16 protein-coding genes and 1 tRNA gene are annotated in these 18,439 nt (G+C 33.6%); 13 read left to right on the forward strand and 4 right to left on the reverse strand.

All coding sequences use genetic code 11. The features are described from left to right. Positions 1 to 9: 9 nt before the first annotated feature. Positions 10 to 1,131, forward strand: coding sequence for an AAA family ATPase (locus UH1x_RS14710; protein WP_482622580.1), 1,122 nt, complete (start codon positions 10 to 12; stop codon positions 1,129 to 1,131). A gap of 6 nt (positions 1,132 to 1,137) precedes the next feature. Then, positions 1,138 to 3,669 carry a leucine-rich repeat domain-containing protein gene (locus UH1x_RS14715; RefSeq protein WP_482622582.1) on the forward strand — a complete coding sequence of 844 codons (2,532 nt, stop codon included), beginning with the start codon at positions 1,138 to 1,140 and terminating at the stop codon, positions 3,667 to 3,669. Positions 3,670 to 3,791: 122 nt separating this feature from the next. Here the strand turns inward: UH1x_RS14715 and UH1x_RS14720 are convergent. Beyond that, a tRNA-Leu gene (locus tag UH1x_RS14720) sits at positions 3,792 to 3,875 on the reverse strand. An 82-nt stretch (positions 3,876 to 3,957) separates the two neighbouring features. Beyond that, the gene (locus tag UH1x_RS14725; protein ID WP_482622584.1) at positions 3,958 to 4,803 is read right to left on the reverse strand and encodes a helix-turn-helix domain-containing protein; all 846 of its coding nucleotides are present in this window, start codon (positions 4,801 to 4,803) and stop codon (positions 3,958 to 3,960) included. A 133-nt stretch (positions 4,804 to 4,936) separates the two neighbouring features. Here UH1x_RS14725 and UH1x_RS14730 point away from each other — a divergent pair, with 133 nt between their 5' ends. The 11 genes from UH1x_RS14730 to UH1x_RS14780 all read left to right on the forward strand — a co-directional run bounded on the left by UH1x_RS14730 (position 4,937) and on the right by UH1x_RS14780 (position 16,192). Further along, on the forward strand, positions 4,937 to 5,854 hold the full coding sequence (locus UH1x_RS14730) for a dihydrodipicolinate synthase family protein (RefSeq protein ID WP_482622586.1): 918 nt from the start codon (positions 4,937 to 4,939) through the stop codon (positions 5,852 to 5,854). 120 nt (positions 5,855 to 5,974) lie between these two features. Further along, positions 5,975 to 7,552 (forward strand): aldehyde dehydrogenase (NADP(+)), encoded by a 1,578-nt coding sequence (locus UH1x_RS14735; protein ID WP_482622588.1) that lies wholly within the window; start codon positions 5,975 to 5,977, stop codon positions 7,550 to 7,552. Positions 7,553 to 7,573: 21 nt separating this feature from the next. Beyond that, complete coding sequence (locus UH1x_RS14740; RefSeq protein ID WP_482622590.1) at positions 7,574 to 8,581, forward strand: 4-hydroxyproline epimerase; 1,008 nt, start codon at positions 7,574 to 7,576, stop codon at positions 8,579 to 8,581. 10 nt (positions 8,582 to 8,591) lie between these two features. Next, positions 8,592 to 9,839 (forward strand): NAD(P)/FAD-dependent oxidoreductase, encoded by a 1,248-nt coding sequence (locus tag UH1x_RS14745; protein WP_482622591.1) that lies wholly within the window; start codon positions 8,592 to 8,594, stop codon positions 9,837 to 9,839. A 124-nt stretch (positions 9,840 to 9,963) separates the two neighbouring features. Continuing rightward, positions 9,964 to 10,365: a response regulator gene (locus UH1x_RS14750; RefSeq protein WP_482622593.1), complete on the forward strand. Its 402-nt coding sequence runs from the start codon at positions 9,964 to 9,966 to the stop codon at positions 10,363 to 10,365. A 79-nt stretch (positions 10,366 to 10,444) separates the two neighbouring features. Next, entirely contained in the window at positions 10,445 to 10,987 is a 543-nt protein-coding gene (locus tag UH1x_RS14755) for a heme NO-binding domain-containing protein (RefSeq protein WP_482622594.1), read from the forward strand. After that, positions 10,980 to 12,956: a PAS domain-containing sensor histidine kinase gene (locus tag UH1x_RS14760; RefSeq protein WP_482622596.1), complete on the forward strand. Its 1,977-nt coding sequence runs from the start codon at positions 10,980 to 10,982 to the stop codon at positions 12,954 to 12,956. Before UH1x_RS14755 ends, UH1x_RS14760 begins: the two co-directional genes overlap by 8 nt. Before the next feature lie 10 nt (positions 12,957 to 12,966). Then, the gene (locus UH1x_RS14765; RefSeq protein WP_482622598.1) at positions 12,967 to 14,097 is read left to right on the forward strand and encodes an FIST signal transduction protein; all 1,131 of its coding nucleotides are present in this window, start codon (positions 12,967 to 12,969) and stop codon (positions 14,095 to 14,097) included. Then, positions 14,097 to 15,161 (forward strand): sensor histidine kinase, encoded by a 1,065-nt coding sequence (locus UH1x_RS14770; protein ID WP_482622599.1) that lies wholly within the window; start codon positions 14,097 to 14,099, stop codon positions 15,159 to 15,161. Before UH1x_RS14765 ends, UH1x_RS14770 begins: the two co-directional genes overlap by 1 nt. Beyond that, positions 15,158 to 15,478, forward strand: coding sequence for an Hpt domain-containing protein (locus UH1x_RS14775; RefSeq protein WP_482622600.1), 321 nt, complete (start codon positions 15,158 to 15,160; stop codon positions 15,476 to 15,478). The genes UH1x_RS14770 and UH1x_RS14775 overlap by 4 nt, the downstream gene beginning before the upstream one ends. Then, the gene (locus UH1x_RS14780; protein WP_482622601.1) at positions 15,479 to 16,192 is read left to right on the forward strand and encodes a LytR/AlgR family response regulator transcription factor; all 714 of its coding nucleotides are present in this window, start codon (positions 15,479 to 15,481) and stop codon (positions 16,190 to 16,192) included. It begins immediately after the preceding gene. Positions 16,193 to 16,213: 21 nt separating this feature from the next. Here UH1x_RS14780 and UH1x_RS14785 read toward each other — a convergent pair whose 3' ends face one another. Together UH1x_RS14785 and UH1x_RS14790 are read right to left on the reverse strand one after the other, a co-directional pair. Then, a complete protein-coding gene (locus tag UH1x_RS14785) occupies positions 16,214 to 16,627 on the reverse strand; it encodes a response regulator (RefSeq protein ID WP_482622603.1) in 414 nt (137 codons plus the stop codon). Further along, positions 16,624 to 18,417 (reverse strand): sensor histidine kinase, encoded by a 1,794-nt coding sequence (locus tag UH1x_RS14790; protein WP_482622604.1) that lies wholly within the window; start codon positions 18,415 to 18,417, stop codon positions 16,624 to 16,626. Before UH1x_RS14790 ends, UH1x_RS14785 begins: the two co-directional genes overlap by 4 nt. Positions 18,418 to 18,439: the final 22 nt, after the last annotated feature.

The following is an 18,439-nucleotide window of genomic DNA, read 5'->3' on the forward strand; positions in this document are numbered from 1 at the left end:
TAAGCTAATATGGAAAAAAATAATCAATTTAATTACATAACCTATGGGGCTACTGTAAATGCCGATAAAGTAAGGGATTTTTTAAAACATTTGACAGATTGTAGTTTTGACCAAAAAAGTCTAAACAGGCCTACACCAGCTTGTATTTGGGGAATGCATGGTATTGGAAAAACTGAATTGGTAAAAGAATTTGCTTTAGAGAATGGGTTTGAATTTATATATATAGCACCTGCTCAATTCGAAGAGATGGGCGACTTGGTCGGTATGCCGCAGATTAAAGATGTTAATGATAAAAACAGCACCCAATTTGTAGCACCAGACTGGGTTCCTACCAAGAAAGGACCAGGAATTTTACTTATTGACGACATCAATAGAGCTGATGATCGAATATTAAGAGGGATTATGCAATTACTTCAAAATTATGAATTGGTTAGTTGGACCTTGCCAGAAAATTGGATGATAATTTCGACTGCAAACCCAGATGGCGGTGATTATTCTGTTACTACTATGGATGATGCTATGCTTACAAGAATGATTCATGTTTCTATGGAGTTTGATGTGAAAACATGGGCTAGATGGGCAGAGAAAAAAGAAATAGATCCAAGGGGTATCGCCTTTGTTTTAAATTATCCTGAGGTTGTAACCGGTCAAAGAACAACGCCACGTTCTTTAGTTCAGTTTTTTCAGTCCATTAATTCTATATCTGATTTAAAAAAATCTCTTGATTTAGTCAAAATTATTGCAGATGGTTGTCTTGATCAAGAAACTTCTGTGGCTTTCATTAATTTTATTAATATGGATTTGGATAAGCTTGTTGCGCCTGAAGAAATTCTTAATACTATTGATTTTAAACTAATTAACGGAAGATTAAAAGAACTGATAGATGGTAAAACAAAACGATTAGATATATTATCAGTAATTCTCACCCGTTTAACTAACAGTTTGATCTATAATAAAACTGAGCTTAGCAATAAACAGTTTGATAATCTGCATAAATTTATAATGTTAGCATTTATTCCTAACGACCTACGTTTATCTATGGCTCAAGACCTAGTAAACGCAGATAGAAAAGATTTAAAAAGACTTTATGCTATTCCTGAAATAGGTAAACTTATTTTAACAAAAATGTAAATTGCTATGTTTAAAAAACAAACCAATATTTCTGGGAAAGTCGAAACGGAATTAAAAGAATCGATTGATTATTCAGAATTTGTATTTTATAACGAGACACATCTTCAAATTAGAGATTATAAAAAAAAGCTGTCGGTTTTACCTAATGATTTTTTTGAACAATTTTCAGATGCAACAACATTAGATCTTAATGCTATGGCATTAATAGAAATTCCAACTTCTATTCTAGCCTTAAAGAAATTAAAAAGAATATCTTTTTTAGGAGGTAAATACAAGTCATTACCAGATTTGTCTGAACTACATTTATTGGAATCAATTTCCATAGATAGAAATAACCAAATAAATTTAGACAAGGATATTGCTAAGATTAAGCATTTACCAAACCTTCTGCATTTTAAATTAGGTAGTTATAGAGGGAAAAAGTTTCCGAGTGTTCTATCTGAATTAAAGACACTTAAGCATCTTGTCCTTGGTTATGGGCTTGAGAAAAAGAAGGATATGGATGGGTTGGTTAGTGTTGTAAAGAAAATGCCTTGGTTAGAAAGTTTAAATATTGACTTTAATCTAAATCCTGAAGATATACAACCTAATTTTCTTGAACTTGATTTTTTGAATTATTTAAATTTTAGAAGTTATTTTTCTGAAGATAAAACGCCATTATGTCTTGGCTTAACTAGGCATGTTGAATTTAAGGAAAATAAGAGGCTTAATGACTTAGTGACTTCTTTTAGGCATAAGTATATTAATTCTGAATTGTCGAATGACACTAAGCAAATGCTGTTTTGCTTTTATAAAAAGAATTTTATTGAGCTGAAAGATATATTGCCTGATAAATTGGATTCTGCTTTGGAGAGTAACGAAAGAACTGGTATTGTGTTACTTACAAAAGTAAAAGGGTTTACAAAGAAGAAATGGGCAGAGTTACTTAATGATACGTGTTTTTATTTGGCAGACGAAAGTGATAAAGAGAATAAAGTATTTGTGGTAGGTAGTGAAACCGAATATTATGACTTTGAAAAGCTTATTATTAGTAATAAGAAGGTTGTATTTAAAGATTACTTGCAAGATTTAATCGTAAAACTCGAAGATCCATGGTTATTACAGGATGATAATGCAGGACTTAATGATCAGTTATTAAAACTCTTGTCAAGTAATTTAGATGAGAACTACAAAATTGCATTTGAAATTATTGAAGGCGGTGGGGCTAATAAAACGATTCAGTCACTACTTGCCGCAATAATGACTACCCATCCTGACAAAAAGATAGCTAAGAAGGCAACAAAGTTATATGAAAAATATGGTTCACAACTTTTTGTTCAACATGCTAAAGTAGGCGTATCTGGAAGTTTGCGAAAATCGGGTAGCACGCAACATAAATTAGCTCATTTGCTAAAGCACCCAGAAATAGATGAGTTTGTTTTTAGGTTTATGCATCATGCTATAGCAACATCTAATCGAAATATTAAAGATGTTTTACCTAATGTGTTCGAGGTAAAGAAAAACACTATTAAAGTAATTCCAGAAGAGATCAAATATTTTAATCAGATTCAAACACTTCGTTTTTATTCATGTCCTAATTTAGATCTTAATTCTGCTATTCCTCATTTTAAAGAGATGGCATCATTAAAACACTTGGTTTTGAACGGTTCACATTTGACTATACCGAGGTCGGTGGGTGAATTAATTCATTTAGAATCATTGGAGGCTGAGCAAAATGAATTTGAAGATGTATCTGAATTAAAGAAACTGGAAAATCTAAAAACATTGAACGTAGCAGGTTGTAAGCTTGTTGATTTAAGCTGGTTGTCATCTTTGAAAAATTTGAAGTCTTTGAATTTGAGTAGTAATAAAATAACTCAACTCCCAAAAGAGTTAGAAGAATTGAAGCAACTTACTGAAATTCATTTAAAACAAAATAAATTAAGTAAGATGGATGCGGGGTTGCTTAGTTTACCCTATTTGAAACTAATAGATTACTCAAACAACTTAATTAAAGAGATTGATTATAATTTCTTTAAGCATAAACTTGAAGTTCTCTTATTGAGGTCTAATAAAATAGCATCGTTTGATATACAAGAATTTGAAAAACATAATATCACAACTGTGTCATTGAAAAAGCTAAATTTTGCTTCTAATCAAATTGCAGCGTTTAATTTAGGTGATGTTAATTTTTTTCAACTTGGATCTCTCGATATATCTAAAAATAAGATTAAAGAGTTACATTCTTCGGTGTTTTTAAAAACAAGAGTGCATGAATTTTTTGCAAGCAACAATTACATAGAAGATATACCTGATAGTGTTATTAAACGACCTTATTTTACCAAATTTTGGATTCAAAACAACAAAATAAAAGAGTTAAGAGAATCATTTGCCAAAATCCGTATTGATAATGCAGATTTAAGTAACAATGAGATTGAAAAAATGCATTCTGATTTTTTTATTAAAAAAGAAAAAGATTATTCAAGATTATATTGGAAGATAAAAAACAATCCTATTTCTATTGAATTAAAAGGTGCATCAGGTCTGTACGGGAGGTGAAGAAGTACTTTTAGCTAGAATAAAGTTAATAAGAGTTTATTTGATTCAAGAGTAATTTTGACTGTTGATAAAGCTTTGGTTTATTTCATAAAAAAAGGTTAGACCTAAATCTAACCTTTTTGTGCCCACGACTGGAGTCGAACCAGCACGTCCTTACGAACACTACCCCCTCAAGGTAGCATGTCTACCAATTCCACCACGTGGGCATACCTGTAGTAAATTGAATGGCAAATATAGAAACCTATATTTCAATTTAAAATTAATACCGTTATAAATAATGAAGTTATATTAAGATGAAATAGACTGTTGGTATTGCGTAGGTGTAATTCCTTTTATTTTTTTAAACTTCTTATTGAAATTAGAAATGGAGTTGAAACCAGAAAGTTCTGCTACCATATTAACATTCAGCTCTTTATTGGAAATAAATAATTGGCAAGCATGTGCAACACGTAGTTCTATTAGAAATTGAAAAAAGGTCTTGTCTGTTCTTTGTTTAAAAAAACGACAGAAGGCATTTGGTGTCATATATGCCATTTTTGCTATCTCATCTAACGAAATTGGTTGATGGAAGTTTTTGAATACGAAGTCAAAAATGTCCTGTAAGCGCTTACCTTCTGTAGAACTCAACGTTTTAGAGTATATAAACTTACTAAGAGGTTCTATATTTACTTTACTTAGTTCTTCTAAAAGATATAAAAAGGAAACAAAAAGGTTTAGTTTTTGTTGCGACTGTATTTCTAATAATTGATGAGCAATCTGTTTTTTATTTGATGTTACTTTAAATCCTCCGGCGGCATTAGTAAAGAAGTTGCCTAGGTCATTTAAATATGGTAGCTCAAAGAATGATGTGCCAAAGGATTTTTCAGTAAAGAAAACAGTTAACATATGAGCATCTTGCTGCCTTGGTATACTTTTAAAAACATGAGGCATGTTACTGCCAATAACGTAGATATCTCCCATAGAGAATTGATGAATGCTATCGCCTACCAACAACTTTCCGTTACCGCTTATGATGTAGCTTATTTGTATTTCTTCATGTTGATGAAGCTTGTTATAAAAAACAGGTTCCTTATCTACTTGAACTATTAAATGTTCATTTAAGGGCTTTGGTATTTTAAAAGGAAATATTTTCATATGCATCTAATTTATCACTATAAAATAAATATTGAATGAAAAGATGGTAGAATAGTACCATGTATGGATAATATGACAACATATAGTGCAACATGCTATACCTAATTTTGGATATTAAATAAAAGAAAACAAAATGAGTATTTCATGGACAGGCGTTATGCCAGCGGTTACCACAAAATTTACTGATAAAGATGAACTTGATCTAGATATGTTCTCCATAAATATTAAGGCGCAACTAGATGCAGGTGTAAGTGGAATAATTTTGGGCGGAACTCTGGGTGAAGCCAGTACACTTACCTATGATGAGAAGAAAGTTTTAATAAGGGAGACCGTAAATCTTGTAGAAGGTCAAGTGCCCGTAATCATTAACATTGCCGAACAAACAACTAAAGGTGCAATACACGCTGCGGAAGTAGCTAAAGAATGTGGTGCTACAGGTTTAATGATGTTACCGCCAATGCGGTATAAGGCTAATGACCATGAAACAGTGACGTATTTTAAAGAAACTGCCAATAGTACAGATTTGCCGATTATGATTTATAATAACCCTATAGATTATGGTATAATGGTTACTCTTGATATGTTAGAGGAGTTAACGGTTTGCGAGAATATACAGGCGGTAAAAGAATCTACTAGAGATATATCTAATATTACCCGTATTAAAACAAGATTTGGAAATAGACTTAATGTGTTAACAGGTGTTGATACTTTAGGTTTAGAAAGTACACTTATGGGAGCCGATGGTTGGGTTGCCGGCTTGGTATGTGCTTTTCCGGCAGAAACATGTGCAGTTTTTGAACTGGCCAGAGCTGGTAGGATTAAAGAAGCTTTAGAAATTTACCGATGGTTTTTACCATTATTAGAATTGGATATCAGTCCGCAATTGGTGCAGAACATAAAAATGGCAGAGGTTGCAACGGGTATTGGCACTGAAAATGTCCGTGCACCAAGATTACCTTTAGTGGGCGCAGAACGAGAAAGAGTAGCGGCTATTATAAAACAAGGTATGGCAACTAGACCCTCATTGCCAAATTATAAGGAGATCAATTAAGGAAATAGTACTTTTTGATATCTAATTAAGAAATATGCATATGGATAGAAATGTAAGGAAAGAATAGAAATTTGTTTCAGCATCTTTATTTACTTTTGAGTAACACCATAAATACAGAAAATGATAAGCGGTACAAATGCAATAGGGAGCAAATCTTCAAAGAAAGGAAATAAAACTTTTAAGACTTTTGATCCCAAACAAAATAAAGATACAGAGTGGACATTCTACGAAGCATCTGCCAATGAAATTGATGAAGCCGTTGATTTGGCAACAACCGCTTTTAAAGTTTATAAAGATTTTTCAGGAGCTAAAAAGGCAGGGTTTTTAGAAGCGATTGCCGATGAAATTGAAGCAATTGGAGATGACCTAATTCATACCTATTGTAAGGAATCGGGTTTGCCAGAGGGTAGGGCAAGAGGTGAACGTGGACGTACCATGGGGCAACTTCGTGCTTTTGCCAATTTATTAAAAGATGGTTCTTGGGTAGAGGCTGTTATAGAAAAAGCACAGCCTAATAGGGAACCCATGCCAAAATCTGATATTAGAAAAATGCTATTTCCTCTAGGTCCAGTAGTGGTCTTTGGTGCAAGTAATTTTCCATTGGCATTTTCTACAGCTGGGGGAGATACGGCAAGTGCTCTCGCTGCAGGCTGTCCAGTAATTGTAAAAAGTCACCCAATGCACGCTGGTACCGGTGAACTGGTATCTTCTGCTATTATTAAGGCAGCTGAGAAAACGGGTGTGCCAAATGGTGTATTTTCTAATTTGAACAGTAGTGGTATAGAAGTAGGGCAGCAATTGGTGAAACACCCAAAAGTAAAAGCTGTTGGTTTCACTGGAAGTATAAATGGTGGTACGGCATTGTATAGATTGGCAAATGAAAGAGATGAGCCTATTCCCGTATTTGCAGAAATGGGGAGTATAAACCCAGTGGTTGTATTACCGTCAGCTTTAGAAAACGATGGTGATGCTTGGGCAACTAAATATGCTTCTTCAATTACTTTAGGTGCTGGTCAGTTTTGTACCAACCCTGGTTTGGTGTTGGCAGTTAAGGGTGAAAAGTTAGATGGAATTATAAAAACATTATCAGAAGAAATATTAAAACTGGAGCCTACTTGCATGCTGCATCCTAATATATATGCAAAATATAATGAAGGTAAAAAGGAATTGTCAGCACAGAGCGGAGTAACTATTACTGCCGATTACAAGAAGGATACAAATGCGAATACTGCTAAACCTTCTATTTTAAAAGTGAGTGGTGCAGATTTTTTGGCAAATACAAAATTACATAGAGAAGTTTTTGGACCATTTTCCGTAGTAGTTGAATGTGAGAATACGAGTGAATTAGAAGCTATCTTAAATCATCTAGAAGGACAGTTGACAGGAACTATTTTAGGCTCTGAAGAAGATTTAGAGAATAATTCTGGCGTTGTAGATGCTTTACAGAGTAGGGTTGGGCGAATTTTGTTCAATGGTGTACCAACCGGGGTAGAGGTTAATTCTTCTATGGTCCATGGAGGTCCGTTCCCTGCAACTACAGATCCTCGTTTTACATCTGTAGGTACATCGGCTATTAAAAGGTGGGTGCGTCCCGTTTCTTTTCAAGATTGGCCAAATAAATTATTACCATTGGCTCTGCAAAATGAAAACCCTCTTAAAATCACCCGATTGGTAGAAGGGGAATACACTAAAAACTGAAACATATAACACACTCTTGATATGGCCAGTAGCACTTTTGTTTGTATCGATGCTCATACTTGTGGTAATCCTGTTAGGGTTATAAAACAAGGCGGTCCAGATTTAGTTGGTGTTACTATGAGCGAGAAACGTCAGCATTTTCTAAGGGATTATGATTGGATAAGAAAAGGGTTGATGTTTGAGCCACGAGGTCATGATATGATGAGCGGTAGTATTTTTTATCCGCCAAGCGACCCAAATAATGATTTCGGTATTTTGTTTATTGAAACTAGCGGATGCCTGCCCATGTGTGGTCACGGAACTATTGGTGCCATTACCATTGGTATTGAAGAGGGGTTGATACAGCCTAAAACTCCTGGTGAAGTTCGTATGGAAACTCCCGCTGGTTTGGTACATATTACATATCAGAAAACTGGAGAAAAAGTTGATTGGGTAAAATTGACCAATGTAAAATCTTACCTGGCAGCTACCGAACTAACGGTTGACTCTTCTGCGTTGGGTGAATTGGTTTTTGATGTATCCTACGGAGGAAATTTTTATGCCATTGTAGATCCCCAAAAGAATTTTAACGGTATACAAGATTATTCTGCCAATCAACTAATTCAGTTCAGTCAAGAAATTCGCGAAAAAATCAATCTGAAATATCCTGATTTATTTATACATCCAGAAAATGCAACCATTAAAGATGTGAGTCATATTTTGTGGGCTGGCAAAACAATATCTGATAAAGCTACTGCTAGAAATGCTGTGTTCTATGGCGATAAAGCTATTGATCGCTCTCCTTGTGGTACAGGAACATCTGCCCGCATGGCGCAATGGTATGCAAAAGGAAAATTGAAAGTAGGTGATGATTTTATACATGAAAGTTTCATTGGGTCTCAATTTATAGGTCGTGTAGAAAAAGAAACTACTTTAGCGAGTATCTCTGCTGTAGTACCTAGTATTAAAGGGTGGGCAAAAATATATGGTCAGAATACGATTACTATTGATGATGATGATCCGTATGCTCACGGTTTTCAAGTAATTTAATATACAGAGAATGAAAAGTGTCGTTGTTATTGGAGGAGGAATCGTTGGGCTCAGTACTGCTTACTATCTACATAAAGAAGGTTTTGAAGTAACGGTAATTGATAAAGGCGACATAACTACTGGCGCATCATTTGTGAATGCAGGTTACATTACCCCAAGTCATATTATTCCTCTGGCATCACCAGGTATGATAGCTAAAGGTATTAAGATGATGTTCAATTCCGCTAGTCCGTTTTACATGAAACCGAGATTAGATATGGATTTTTTAAAATGGTCCTGGTATTTTCATAAGTCATCTACACCTGAAAAAGTTGAAAAAGCAATTCCGGCAATAAAAGAAATTAACCTAATAAGTAGAGAATTGTTTACAGATATTAAAAATTCTGGAGATTTGGGTGATTTTCAACTTGAAAGAAAAGGACTTCTAATGCTTTACAAAACTGAATCTGCTTACCTACATGAAAAGCAAGTTGCGGAAAGGGTAGCTTTTGAAGGACTAGAAGTGTCTGATTTGAACAAGTCAGAATTGCTAAAGCTAGAACCTAACGTAAACATAGCTGCAGAAGGAGCTATACATTATGAATGTGATGGCCATACAACACCAACTGAAATTATGCCCAAATTGCTGGCATTCCTTAAAGGTGAAGGTGTCGTCATTAAAACCAATGAAGAAGTTGTTGATATAAAGAGCTCAGGCAACAAAATAATAGAAGTTATAACAGATAAGGGTAATTATCAACTAGATGAGGTTGTATTAGCTGCAGGTTCATGGAGTGGGGAACTTTCTAAAAAAATGAAACTAAAACTGCCTTTGCAGGGTGGTAAGGGGTATCGAATTAATGTAGAGCGTGATACCGGAATTTCAATACCGGCTATTTTAATGGAATCTAAAATGGCGGTTACGCCTATGAACGGGTTTACTAGATTTGCAGGTACCATGGAGTTTTCTGGCAATAATAACATTGTAAGAAATGAACGTGTAATGGCTATTGCAAATGGAGCCCATTCTTTTTATCCAGATTTGACAATCAACGAAACTGAAATTAAAAATGTAAAGACAGGTTTAAGACCGGTTTCACCAGATGGCTTGCCTTACATTGGCAAATCAACTAAAATTAAGAATTTAACGATAGGTACAGGTCATGCAATGATGGGGTGGAGTTTAGGACCCGCTACAGGAAAGTTAATTGCAGAGTTATTGTCTGGTAATAAGACGTCTATGGATATAGCTGCCTTTGATCCTGACCGTACTTTTTAAGTAAATCGTTAAATGCTCAACGGTATGTATTTACCATTCACCGACACTTAATTGCCATTCGTCTACACTGGTCAAATTATTTGTAACTAATCTTCCACCTTTGTAGTATCAAAAATAAACCACAATGGACATCCTACTTATAGAAGACGATTTAATAGAAGTAATGAAGTTGAAACGAACAGTTTCCAAACTAAACTTAAAGCATAATATCGTTGAAGCTAAAAATGGCGAATCTGCATTAACTCATTTGAAATCAGGTGAGAAATTACCGGATATCATACTTTTAGATTTGAATATGCCTAGAATGAACGGTATAGAATTTCTTACTATTCTAAAAGAAGATGAACGTTTAAGATATCTACCAACAGTGATTTTAACCACATCTGAAAATAGGGCAGATTTACTAAAATGCTATGAAGTTGGTATCGCTGGTTATGTTATAAAGCCTTTGAAATATGAAGATTACGAATATAAGTTAAATGCTGTTTTAGAGTATTGGAGCGTTAATCAACTAGTGAAAGGCTAACAAAAAATCGCATTTCACAACATTTTTCTGATTATATGTATTAATTTTCCTACGTTTGAATATGATATAAAAAATTCAAATGAAAGGAATAGTATTTACCGAGTTTTTAGAAATGGTCGAATCTGAGTTTGGGTTAGAGACCGTTGATAATATTATTGAGAAATCAGATTTGCCATCTCAAGGCATTTACACCTCTGTTGCAACCTATGAATTTAACGAAATGGTGGCATTGATCACCCAGTTGAGTGCAGAGGTAGATTTACCGGCCGGGGATTTGATTTATGCATTTGGACTGTATTTATTTTCTAGTCTAAAAAATGCACATCCAGAGGTTATTCAAAGTTATAAATCTCCTATTGGACTCCTTTATTCTATAGAAGACCACATTCATGTACATGTGCAAAAGCTTTATCCAGAAGCCGAGTTACCTACATTTAAGATTCTAGAAAAAACAGATAATTCTATTTCCATGGTATATTCCTCCTCTAGAGGATTATATAGATTGGCTCATGGTCTTATAGAAAAGGCTTTTGAGCACTTTAATGGAAAAGCCGATATTACTTACGAACTTTTAAAAGAAGATGGTACAGAAGTAAAATTTGACGTTGTACAGCATGGATAGTAAAGAAGTTACTCTTCTTAAAAAAGCTTTAGCAAGGCAAAAGATGGCTCGCCAACAAGCCGAAAGGTTATTAGAGCAAAAATCTCATGAGCTTTATGAAGAGGCACGCCATTTAAAAGAGTCTAATAATAAGTTAGAAAACTTATTAAGTGAAAAGACCTCTGAACTAGATGGTGTTTTTATCAATATTATAGACCCTTATGTAGTCATGGACTTATCATTTAATGTGGTAAGTATGAACCAATCTGCAAAAAACTTTTTGGGGTTTGATCATAAAAAAGAAGAAATCAACCTTTGGAAATTGGTACACGAAGATTTCATGGAATATACCATGGAATCTTTTAGTAGTTTAAGAGAGGTTGGCATGCTAAAAAATTATAGAGCCAAGATATTTATAAAAGGCGGTGAGGAAAAATGGGTTGAAATTAACGCTAGTTTAGTTTTTAATAAAGAAAAACAACCAATTGCTGCACAAGGTATTGTTAGGGACATTACTCAAGAAATGGAAGTTAGAGAGTTATTGTCAGAACAAAAACGCCAATTAGATATCATTGTTAATAGTTCTCCATTAGGTATTATTCTAGTTGATGTAAATAAAATTATTAAAGTCAATTATACAATGACTTCTTTATTAGGATATTCCTATGATGATTTTATGAGAATGAACGTTAAGGATTTCACTGATGCAGATAGTTTAAAAGAAGGAGAACAATTACAAAATAAACTAAACAACGGTGAAATTGATAAATATACCATACACCAGAAGTTTGTAAAAAATAGTGGTGAAATATTACAGGTAAAATTATCTGTAAGTGCCGTACGTAATATCTATAAAGAAATCAGCTATATGGTAATGATGGTTGAAGATATTACCAAACAATTAGAAGCTGAAGAACGTTTAAAAACTGAAAGAGAAAAATATAGCGGTATTATCGCCAATATGAATTTAGGGTTGCTAGAAGCTGATAGAGACGGCATCATTCAAATGGTCAATCAGAGTTTTTGTGAGATGATCGGCTATGAAGAAAGTGAACTGGTTGGTATCAACGCTAAACATTTTGTAAGTCTAGAAGATAGACGAAAGGTATCTGATCAAATTAAAACCCGTGCAACTGGTAAATCTGATTCTTATGAAGTCCATGTAATTACTAAAACGGGCGAAACAAGACATTGGTTGGTAAGTGTAGCGCCTCTATTTAATAAAGATCATAATGTAATTGGATCTATTGGTATTACATTGGATATAACCGAACAAAAAGAATTAGAACTGCAGAAAGAAAAATTGGTCAAGGATCTTGAAAATAGTAATCAAGGCCTGCAGGAATATGCGCATATTGTTTCTCATGACCTTAAATCCCCTCTTAGAAGTATTAGCGCTTTGGCCACTTGGCTAAGTGATGATTATAAAGATGTTTTAGATGAAGGCGGCAAACAGAATTTAGAACTTATGCAAGAGAAGGTTGCTTCTATGGATAAGTTAATTCATGGTATTTTGGAATATTCAACTGCCAATAGTTCTGCCTTAGATGATTCTAAAGTAGATTTAAATGGAGTAATTACAGATATTGGGGAAACCATTTTTATTCCTGAGCACGTAAAATTGGTGGTGCCTAAAACATTACCTACTATTATGGCAGATAGAATAAAAGTGCATCAGGTTTTTCAAAATATTATAGGTAATGCCGTAGTTCATATTGAAAGAGAGGTAGGTCTCGTAGAAGTATTATATAAAGATGATGGCGAGTTTTGGCAATTTACCATTAGCGATAATGGTGTAGGTATACCAGAAGAATATCATAAAAAGATTTTTGACATTTTTCAATCTATCGGAAATAACGAAAGGTCTACAGGTATAGGGCTATCCATAGTTAAGAAAATTATAGATCGTTACCAAGGTAGGGTATGGATCGACAGTGTAGTTGGTGAAGGAACCCAATTTCATTTTACCATTAAAAAAGATCATAACTAATACCCTTATTATGAAAATAGTTCAAGCAATTAAAAAACCTAATGAGTCTTTTGTAATTCAACAATCCATTCCATTAAATGAACCTTTAGTATTAGTTTTTGGTAACCGATACATGTTGGAAAATGATGGAATTTATGCTGAGGTTAGAGAATTGTTTCCAACCGGACACATTGTTTTTGGTACCACCTCTGGTGAGATTATAGATGATAAGGTTTTAGACGGTACCGTAGTTTTAACGGCTATTGAATTTGAAAGAAGTACTGTATTGGTTAAAAGAAGTAATGTAGATGATTTTAATAATGATGATGAAAAGTTAGGTGAGAGTCTAATATCAGAATTCCCAAAAGAAAATCTAAAACACATGTTTGTGATTTCTGAAGGAAGCACTGTAAATGGAAGTGCGCTAATAGATGGTCTTGAGCATTTAGAAAATAGTAGCTTTGGTTTATCTGGCGGACTCTGTGGTGATGATGATCGTTTTGAGCGAACGTTGGCATCGTACAACGAAAATCCAAAAGAAGGAGAAATAATAGCTATTGGATTTTATGGTGATACCTTAGAAATTTCAAGCTCCAATTATGGAGGGTGGACCAACTTTGGACCAGAAAGAATAATTACAAAATCTAATGGTAATGTACTTCATGAACTTGACGGTAAACCAGCTTTGGATTTATACAAAAATTATTTAGGCGAAAAAGCCAATGAACTACCAAAATCCGCATTGCTTTACCCGCTAAGCGTAAAGGCGACCGAAGATGCAGAACCGTTGGTTCGTACTATTTTAAATATCGACGATAATGAGAATACTATGACCTTAGCCGGTGATGTTCCTGTGGGCTCTAGAGTACAGTTAATGATGTCTTCTGTAGATGATATTGCTAATGGTGCTTTTCATGCAGCTGAATTGGCTATGGAAGGTAGAAAGAACTCTCCAGAGTTAGCGTTATTGATTAGTTGTATTGGTCGAAAACTGGTTATGGATCAGCGTACCGAAGAAGAAATAGAGGAAGTAAAGGCTGTCATTGGCGATAATACGGTAATAAGTGGTTTTTACTCATACGGAGAAATGGCACCGTTCAGTGGTCAAGATAGTTGTAAATTGCATAACCAGACCATGACATTAACCTTATTTAGCGAATAATGCATTCCCTTTTAAAAAGACAGATAAGAAAATATTTACCTGCCCATTTAGAATCAGATACAGAAATAGATAGTTTTCTAGAGGCAGTTGAAAAATCATACGAGAATTATGATGATAAATTTTCAATGCTTCATAGAGCCTCAACTATAAGTTCTGAAGAACTTTTTGATGCCAATAAAAAATTAAGGGAAGAAGCAACACAGCAGAAAAGTATTCTTGGTTCTTTAGAAAATGCTATTCGTAGTTTAAGGGAAAATTTAAATGAGGAACAGTCAACTCAAAAAAATCTTCAAGAGGATTTAAATACGGAGCAGCTTGCTACTTACATAAGTAATTTAGCACATAAGGTTTCTGAGATGACATTAGAAAAAGATAAACTGGTAAGTAGTTTGGAGAACCAAAATGAATCTCTAAATAATTATGCCCAGATGGTGTCCCATGATCTTAGATCGCCCATTAGAAATATTAGCGCCTTAATGGATTGGATATCTGAGGATGAAAAAAAGAATTTTTCAGATACCAGTAAGGAAAATTGCAAATTGGTATCACAGAACCTTGCTAAAATGGACAAACTGGTCACTGGTATTTTAAGCCATGCCACTATGGGAGAAACCAAAGAACAGCGAGTCGTTTTTAAATTGGAAGATAGCTTAAGAGATATTGAAGAGACCATTTTTGTACCAGAAAATGTAACTATAAAGTATCCAGAAAATTTGCCGGAAATGGCATTTGAAAGAGAGCGTTTAGAACAACTGTTCATGAACTTATTTTTAAATGCGATCACCGCTACAGAGCATTTAGACCAGGGTATTATTACCATTGAATACGAACCGGACGATGTATATTGGAAATTTAGCGTTTCCGATAATGGAAAGGGAATACCCGCTAAACACCAGCAAGGTATATTTCAAATGTTTAAAAAATTGGAGACAACCAATAATGCCACAGGTATTGGTCTTGCAATTGTAAAGAAAATTACGGTACTTTATGAAGGCAGTGTTTGGTTAGATTCTGAAGAGAACGTGGGTACTACGTTTTTTATAACTTTAAAGAAGAATTTATGATAGAGCAACCAAACCTTAATTATGTAGATGAGCTTGCGGGAGATGATGTTGCATTTAGAGGTCAATTCATAGATATTATTAAAAATGAATTTCCGTTAGAGAGAGAAGAATATTTTGGCCATGTAGAAAATAGTAGGGTAAAAGAAACTGCAGAGATCGTTCATAAACTAAAACACAAGTTCAATATTTTAGGTATGCACGATTCATATAAACTGGCAGTTGCCTATGAAATGGAATTATTGGACGGAAAGCACGATAGTCAATCTAAATTCGTTGAAGTATTAGATACTATTGAAGAATATATTAAAACAATATAAATGAATTGTATTATTATAGATGATGAAGCAATGGCCAGGGCAATTGTAAAACAAATGTGTTCTAAAATACCAGAGCTAGATGTCATCGAAGAATTTGATAATGCCATATCTGCAATTAAGTTTTTAAATCAGCAGACTATAGATGTTATTTTTTTAGATATTCATATGCCAGGCTTTAGTGGTGTTGATTTTGTGCAGACCCTAAAAAACCCTCCCAAAGTGGTCATGACCACATCTGATACCGATTTTGCAATAGCGGCTTATGAATATGAGTGTATTGTTGATTATTTAGTGAAGCCAATTACATTAGAACGTTTTGAGAAAAGTATAGATAAAGTTAAAAACAGTCTCGCTCAAAAGCCACAGGCTCAGATGCCAGCATCTCAACAAAATTCTCCAGAGGGCGAAGACTTGTATATAAATATTGATAGAAGGTTGATAAAATTGAAGCTTAATGAAATTTTGGTCATTGAAGCGAAAGGAGATTATATTGATGTTAAAACAGAGAAAGAAGAACATAGGGTGCATACTACTCTAAAGAAAATAAAGGAGAAATTGCCCGAAAAATTATTTTTGCAAATACACCGTTCTTACATTATCAACTTTACCAAAATTATTGATATTGAAGACAATAGTGTATTGATTGCCAAAAATGTAGTACCTATTAGTCGCTCTAATCGCCCAGAATTAATGAGACGATTAAACTTGCTTTAAGCTTTACGTTTAAAAATAGTTCTACCAGTTTTCGTGGTAGATTTTCTTGAATATTTCTGCTAATTGTACCTTGTTTACAGGTTTTACTACATAACCCGTAAGCTCTTCAAAATGTGATGCTCTTTTTACATCACTATCACGCATAGAAGAACTGACCATATAGATATTTATATTGTTAATGATTTTTGGTTTAAGTTTTTTAAATTCTTTTAAAAAGCCCCAACCATCTAAAAATGGCATGTTGATGTCCAAAAATATCACTTCAGGTAGTTCCACTTTTGCTTCTGTGCATTCAGCTATGTACTCAACAGCTTGCTCACCATCTGTAAATGATGTAACTACCAATTCATTAGATATTTGACGAATTGTTTTTTCCATTAGATATAAATACAATTCGTCGTCATCGATTAGTAAAATGTTTGGTTTTGTGTTCATTTTTCAAATATTAATTTAAATGTAGTTCCTTCTCCTACTTTACTATCTATTGTTATTGTTGCATTCAATGCTTCTAATTGAGATTTTATTAAGAATAATCCCATTCCTTTTCCAGAGATATTTCTATGGAATCTTTTATATAATTTAAAGACATTTTCACCATGTCTACTAAGGTTTAAACCTATACCATTGTCTCTAACGTATAGCACTTTTTGGTTGTTTTCCAAGGCAGATTCAAACTCAATGTATGAATCAACGTTATCTCTTTTATACTTTATCGAATTAGAAATAAAATTATGTACTATACTCTGCAAATAGAGTTTTGAATAGGTAATATGATTCCATCCCTTTAAGTCTAGCCGTACTTCAAAACCACTATTGTCTAAAAGTGTTTCTGTAAATTCATGTTTCACCTCTTCTATTAATTCTTCCAAATTGATGTCTGCTATTTTAATCTCTTTGTTATCGAGAATAGATACATAGTCGTTGATGTCTTCAGTTAAATGAGTTATGCTTTTGGCAACATCATCCAGTTTAGGTAATAATTGATGTAATACCTCTGGGTTTTTCTCTTTCTGTATCATTTCAACAATTACAGACATACTAGTTACTGGTGAACGTAGATTGTGAGAAATTAAATAGTTGAAATCACTCAATTGCTTATTTCTTATTTCTAAGCTATTATTCATTTCATTGACCATAACGTTGTTCTCTTCTAACTTGTCCTTACTTCTGGTCAACAAAATGTTTTTGTTTTCTAACTCTCTGTAGAAAAGTTCTTTTTCTATTTTCTTTTTTTGAAATACATAGCATAGTGTTAATAGACCAATAATTGAAATGATATTAAATATAAACAGACTTCGAAATAAAGGTTGTAATTCAGCTTTTACTACTCTGGGAGGAACTTCCAAAGCCATAAGCAAATTAGACTGGGTTACTACTTCTGTAGGTAGGTTAGATTGAGAACCAAACGTAAATGTCTTTCCATTTAAATTAATGCTTTGCTGCGTCCAAATATGACCATTTTCAACAAAAGTGCTGTCTTGAATATGGGTTATTGCTTTGGTATTTAAAATACCGTCTATGTATCTATTTTTATTTTCAGATTCATAGGGTAAATCTTCTTCTATAGTACTTGCTGTTATAACTTTAAAATTCTCATCTAATAAATAAATATTTTTTTCTTCAACTTTGGCTTTTATCTGGTCTAGAATTTTTTTCATTTTAAAATTGATGACCACTAAACCAATTTGATTTTCCCCAATATCAAAAATAGGAGCCACAGCTCTCATTACTGGTTTATGCGGTTTTTCAATTTCCCCATTTTCCTTATTTAAGCTTATTTGAGAAAGATATATTTGATTTTTTTTTAATTGTAAGCCTGCTTGAACATAGGTATGTTGATTTTTATCTTGTAAAGGGTTAATAATAAGAGTATCGTTTCCTACCCGTTGGGCTCTAAAAAATTCTTTTCCTTCTAAATCTATAAAGCGAAATTGATCATAAATAGTTATATATTCAATAAGTTCTAGATATGAATTTAAGAAAGAAGAATGCTCTGCTAGAGGATCAAAATTCTTTGGATATTTTAAATTGGCCCAATATTGGGTATTACGTAAAAATGAATGATATTTTTCTTCAAAAGAAACTTTCTTCATCGTGTTTGCACGAATCTGACGCTCCATAATAGCATCAATTTGTTCTGCCTTTTGAGAGTGATATAAAAAAAGGGTAAGCGCAAAAAGTGGCACATAAAGGCCAATAAACATTTTTAAAACTCTCTTCCACATTCTACCTCTGTTAGAGTTTCAT

It is taken from the genome of Maribacter sp. UH1, assembly GCF_056839145.1.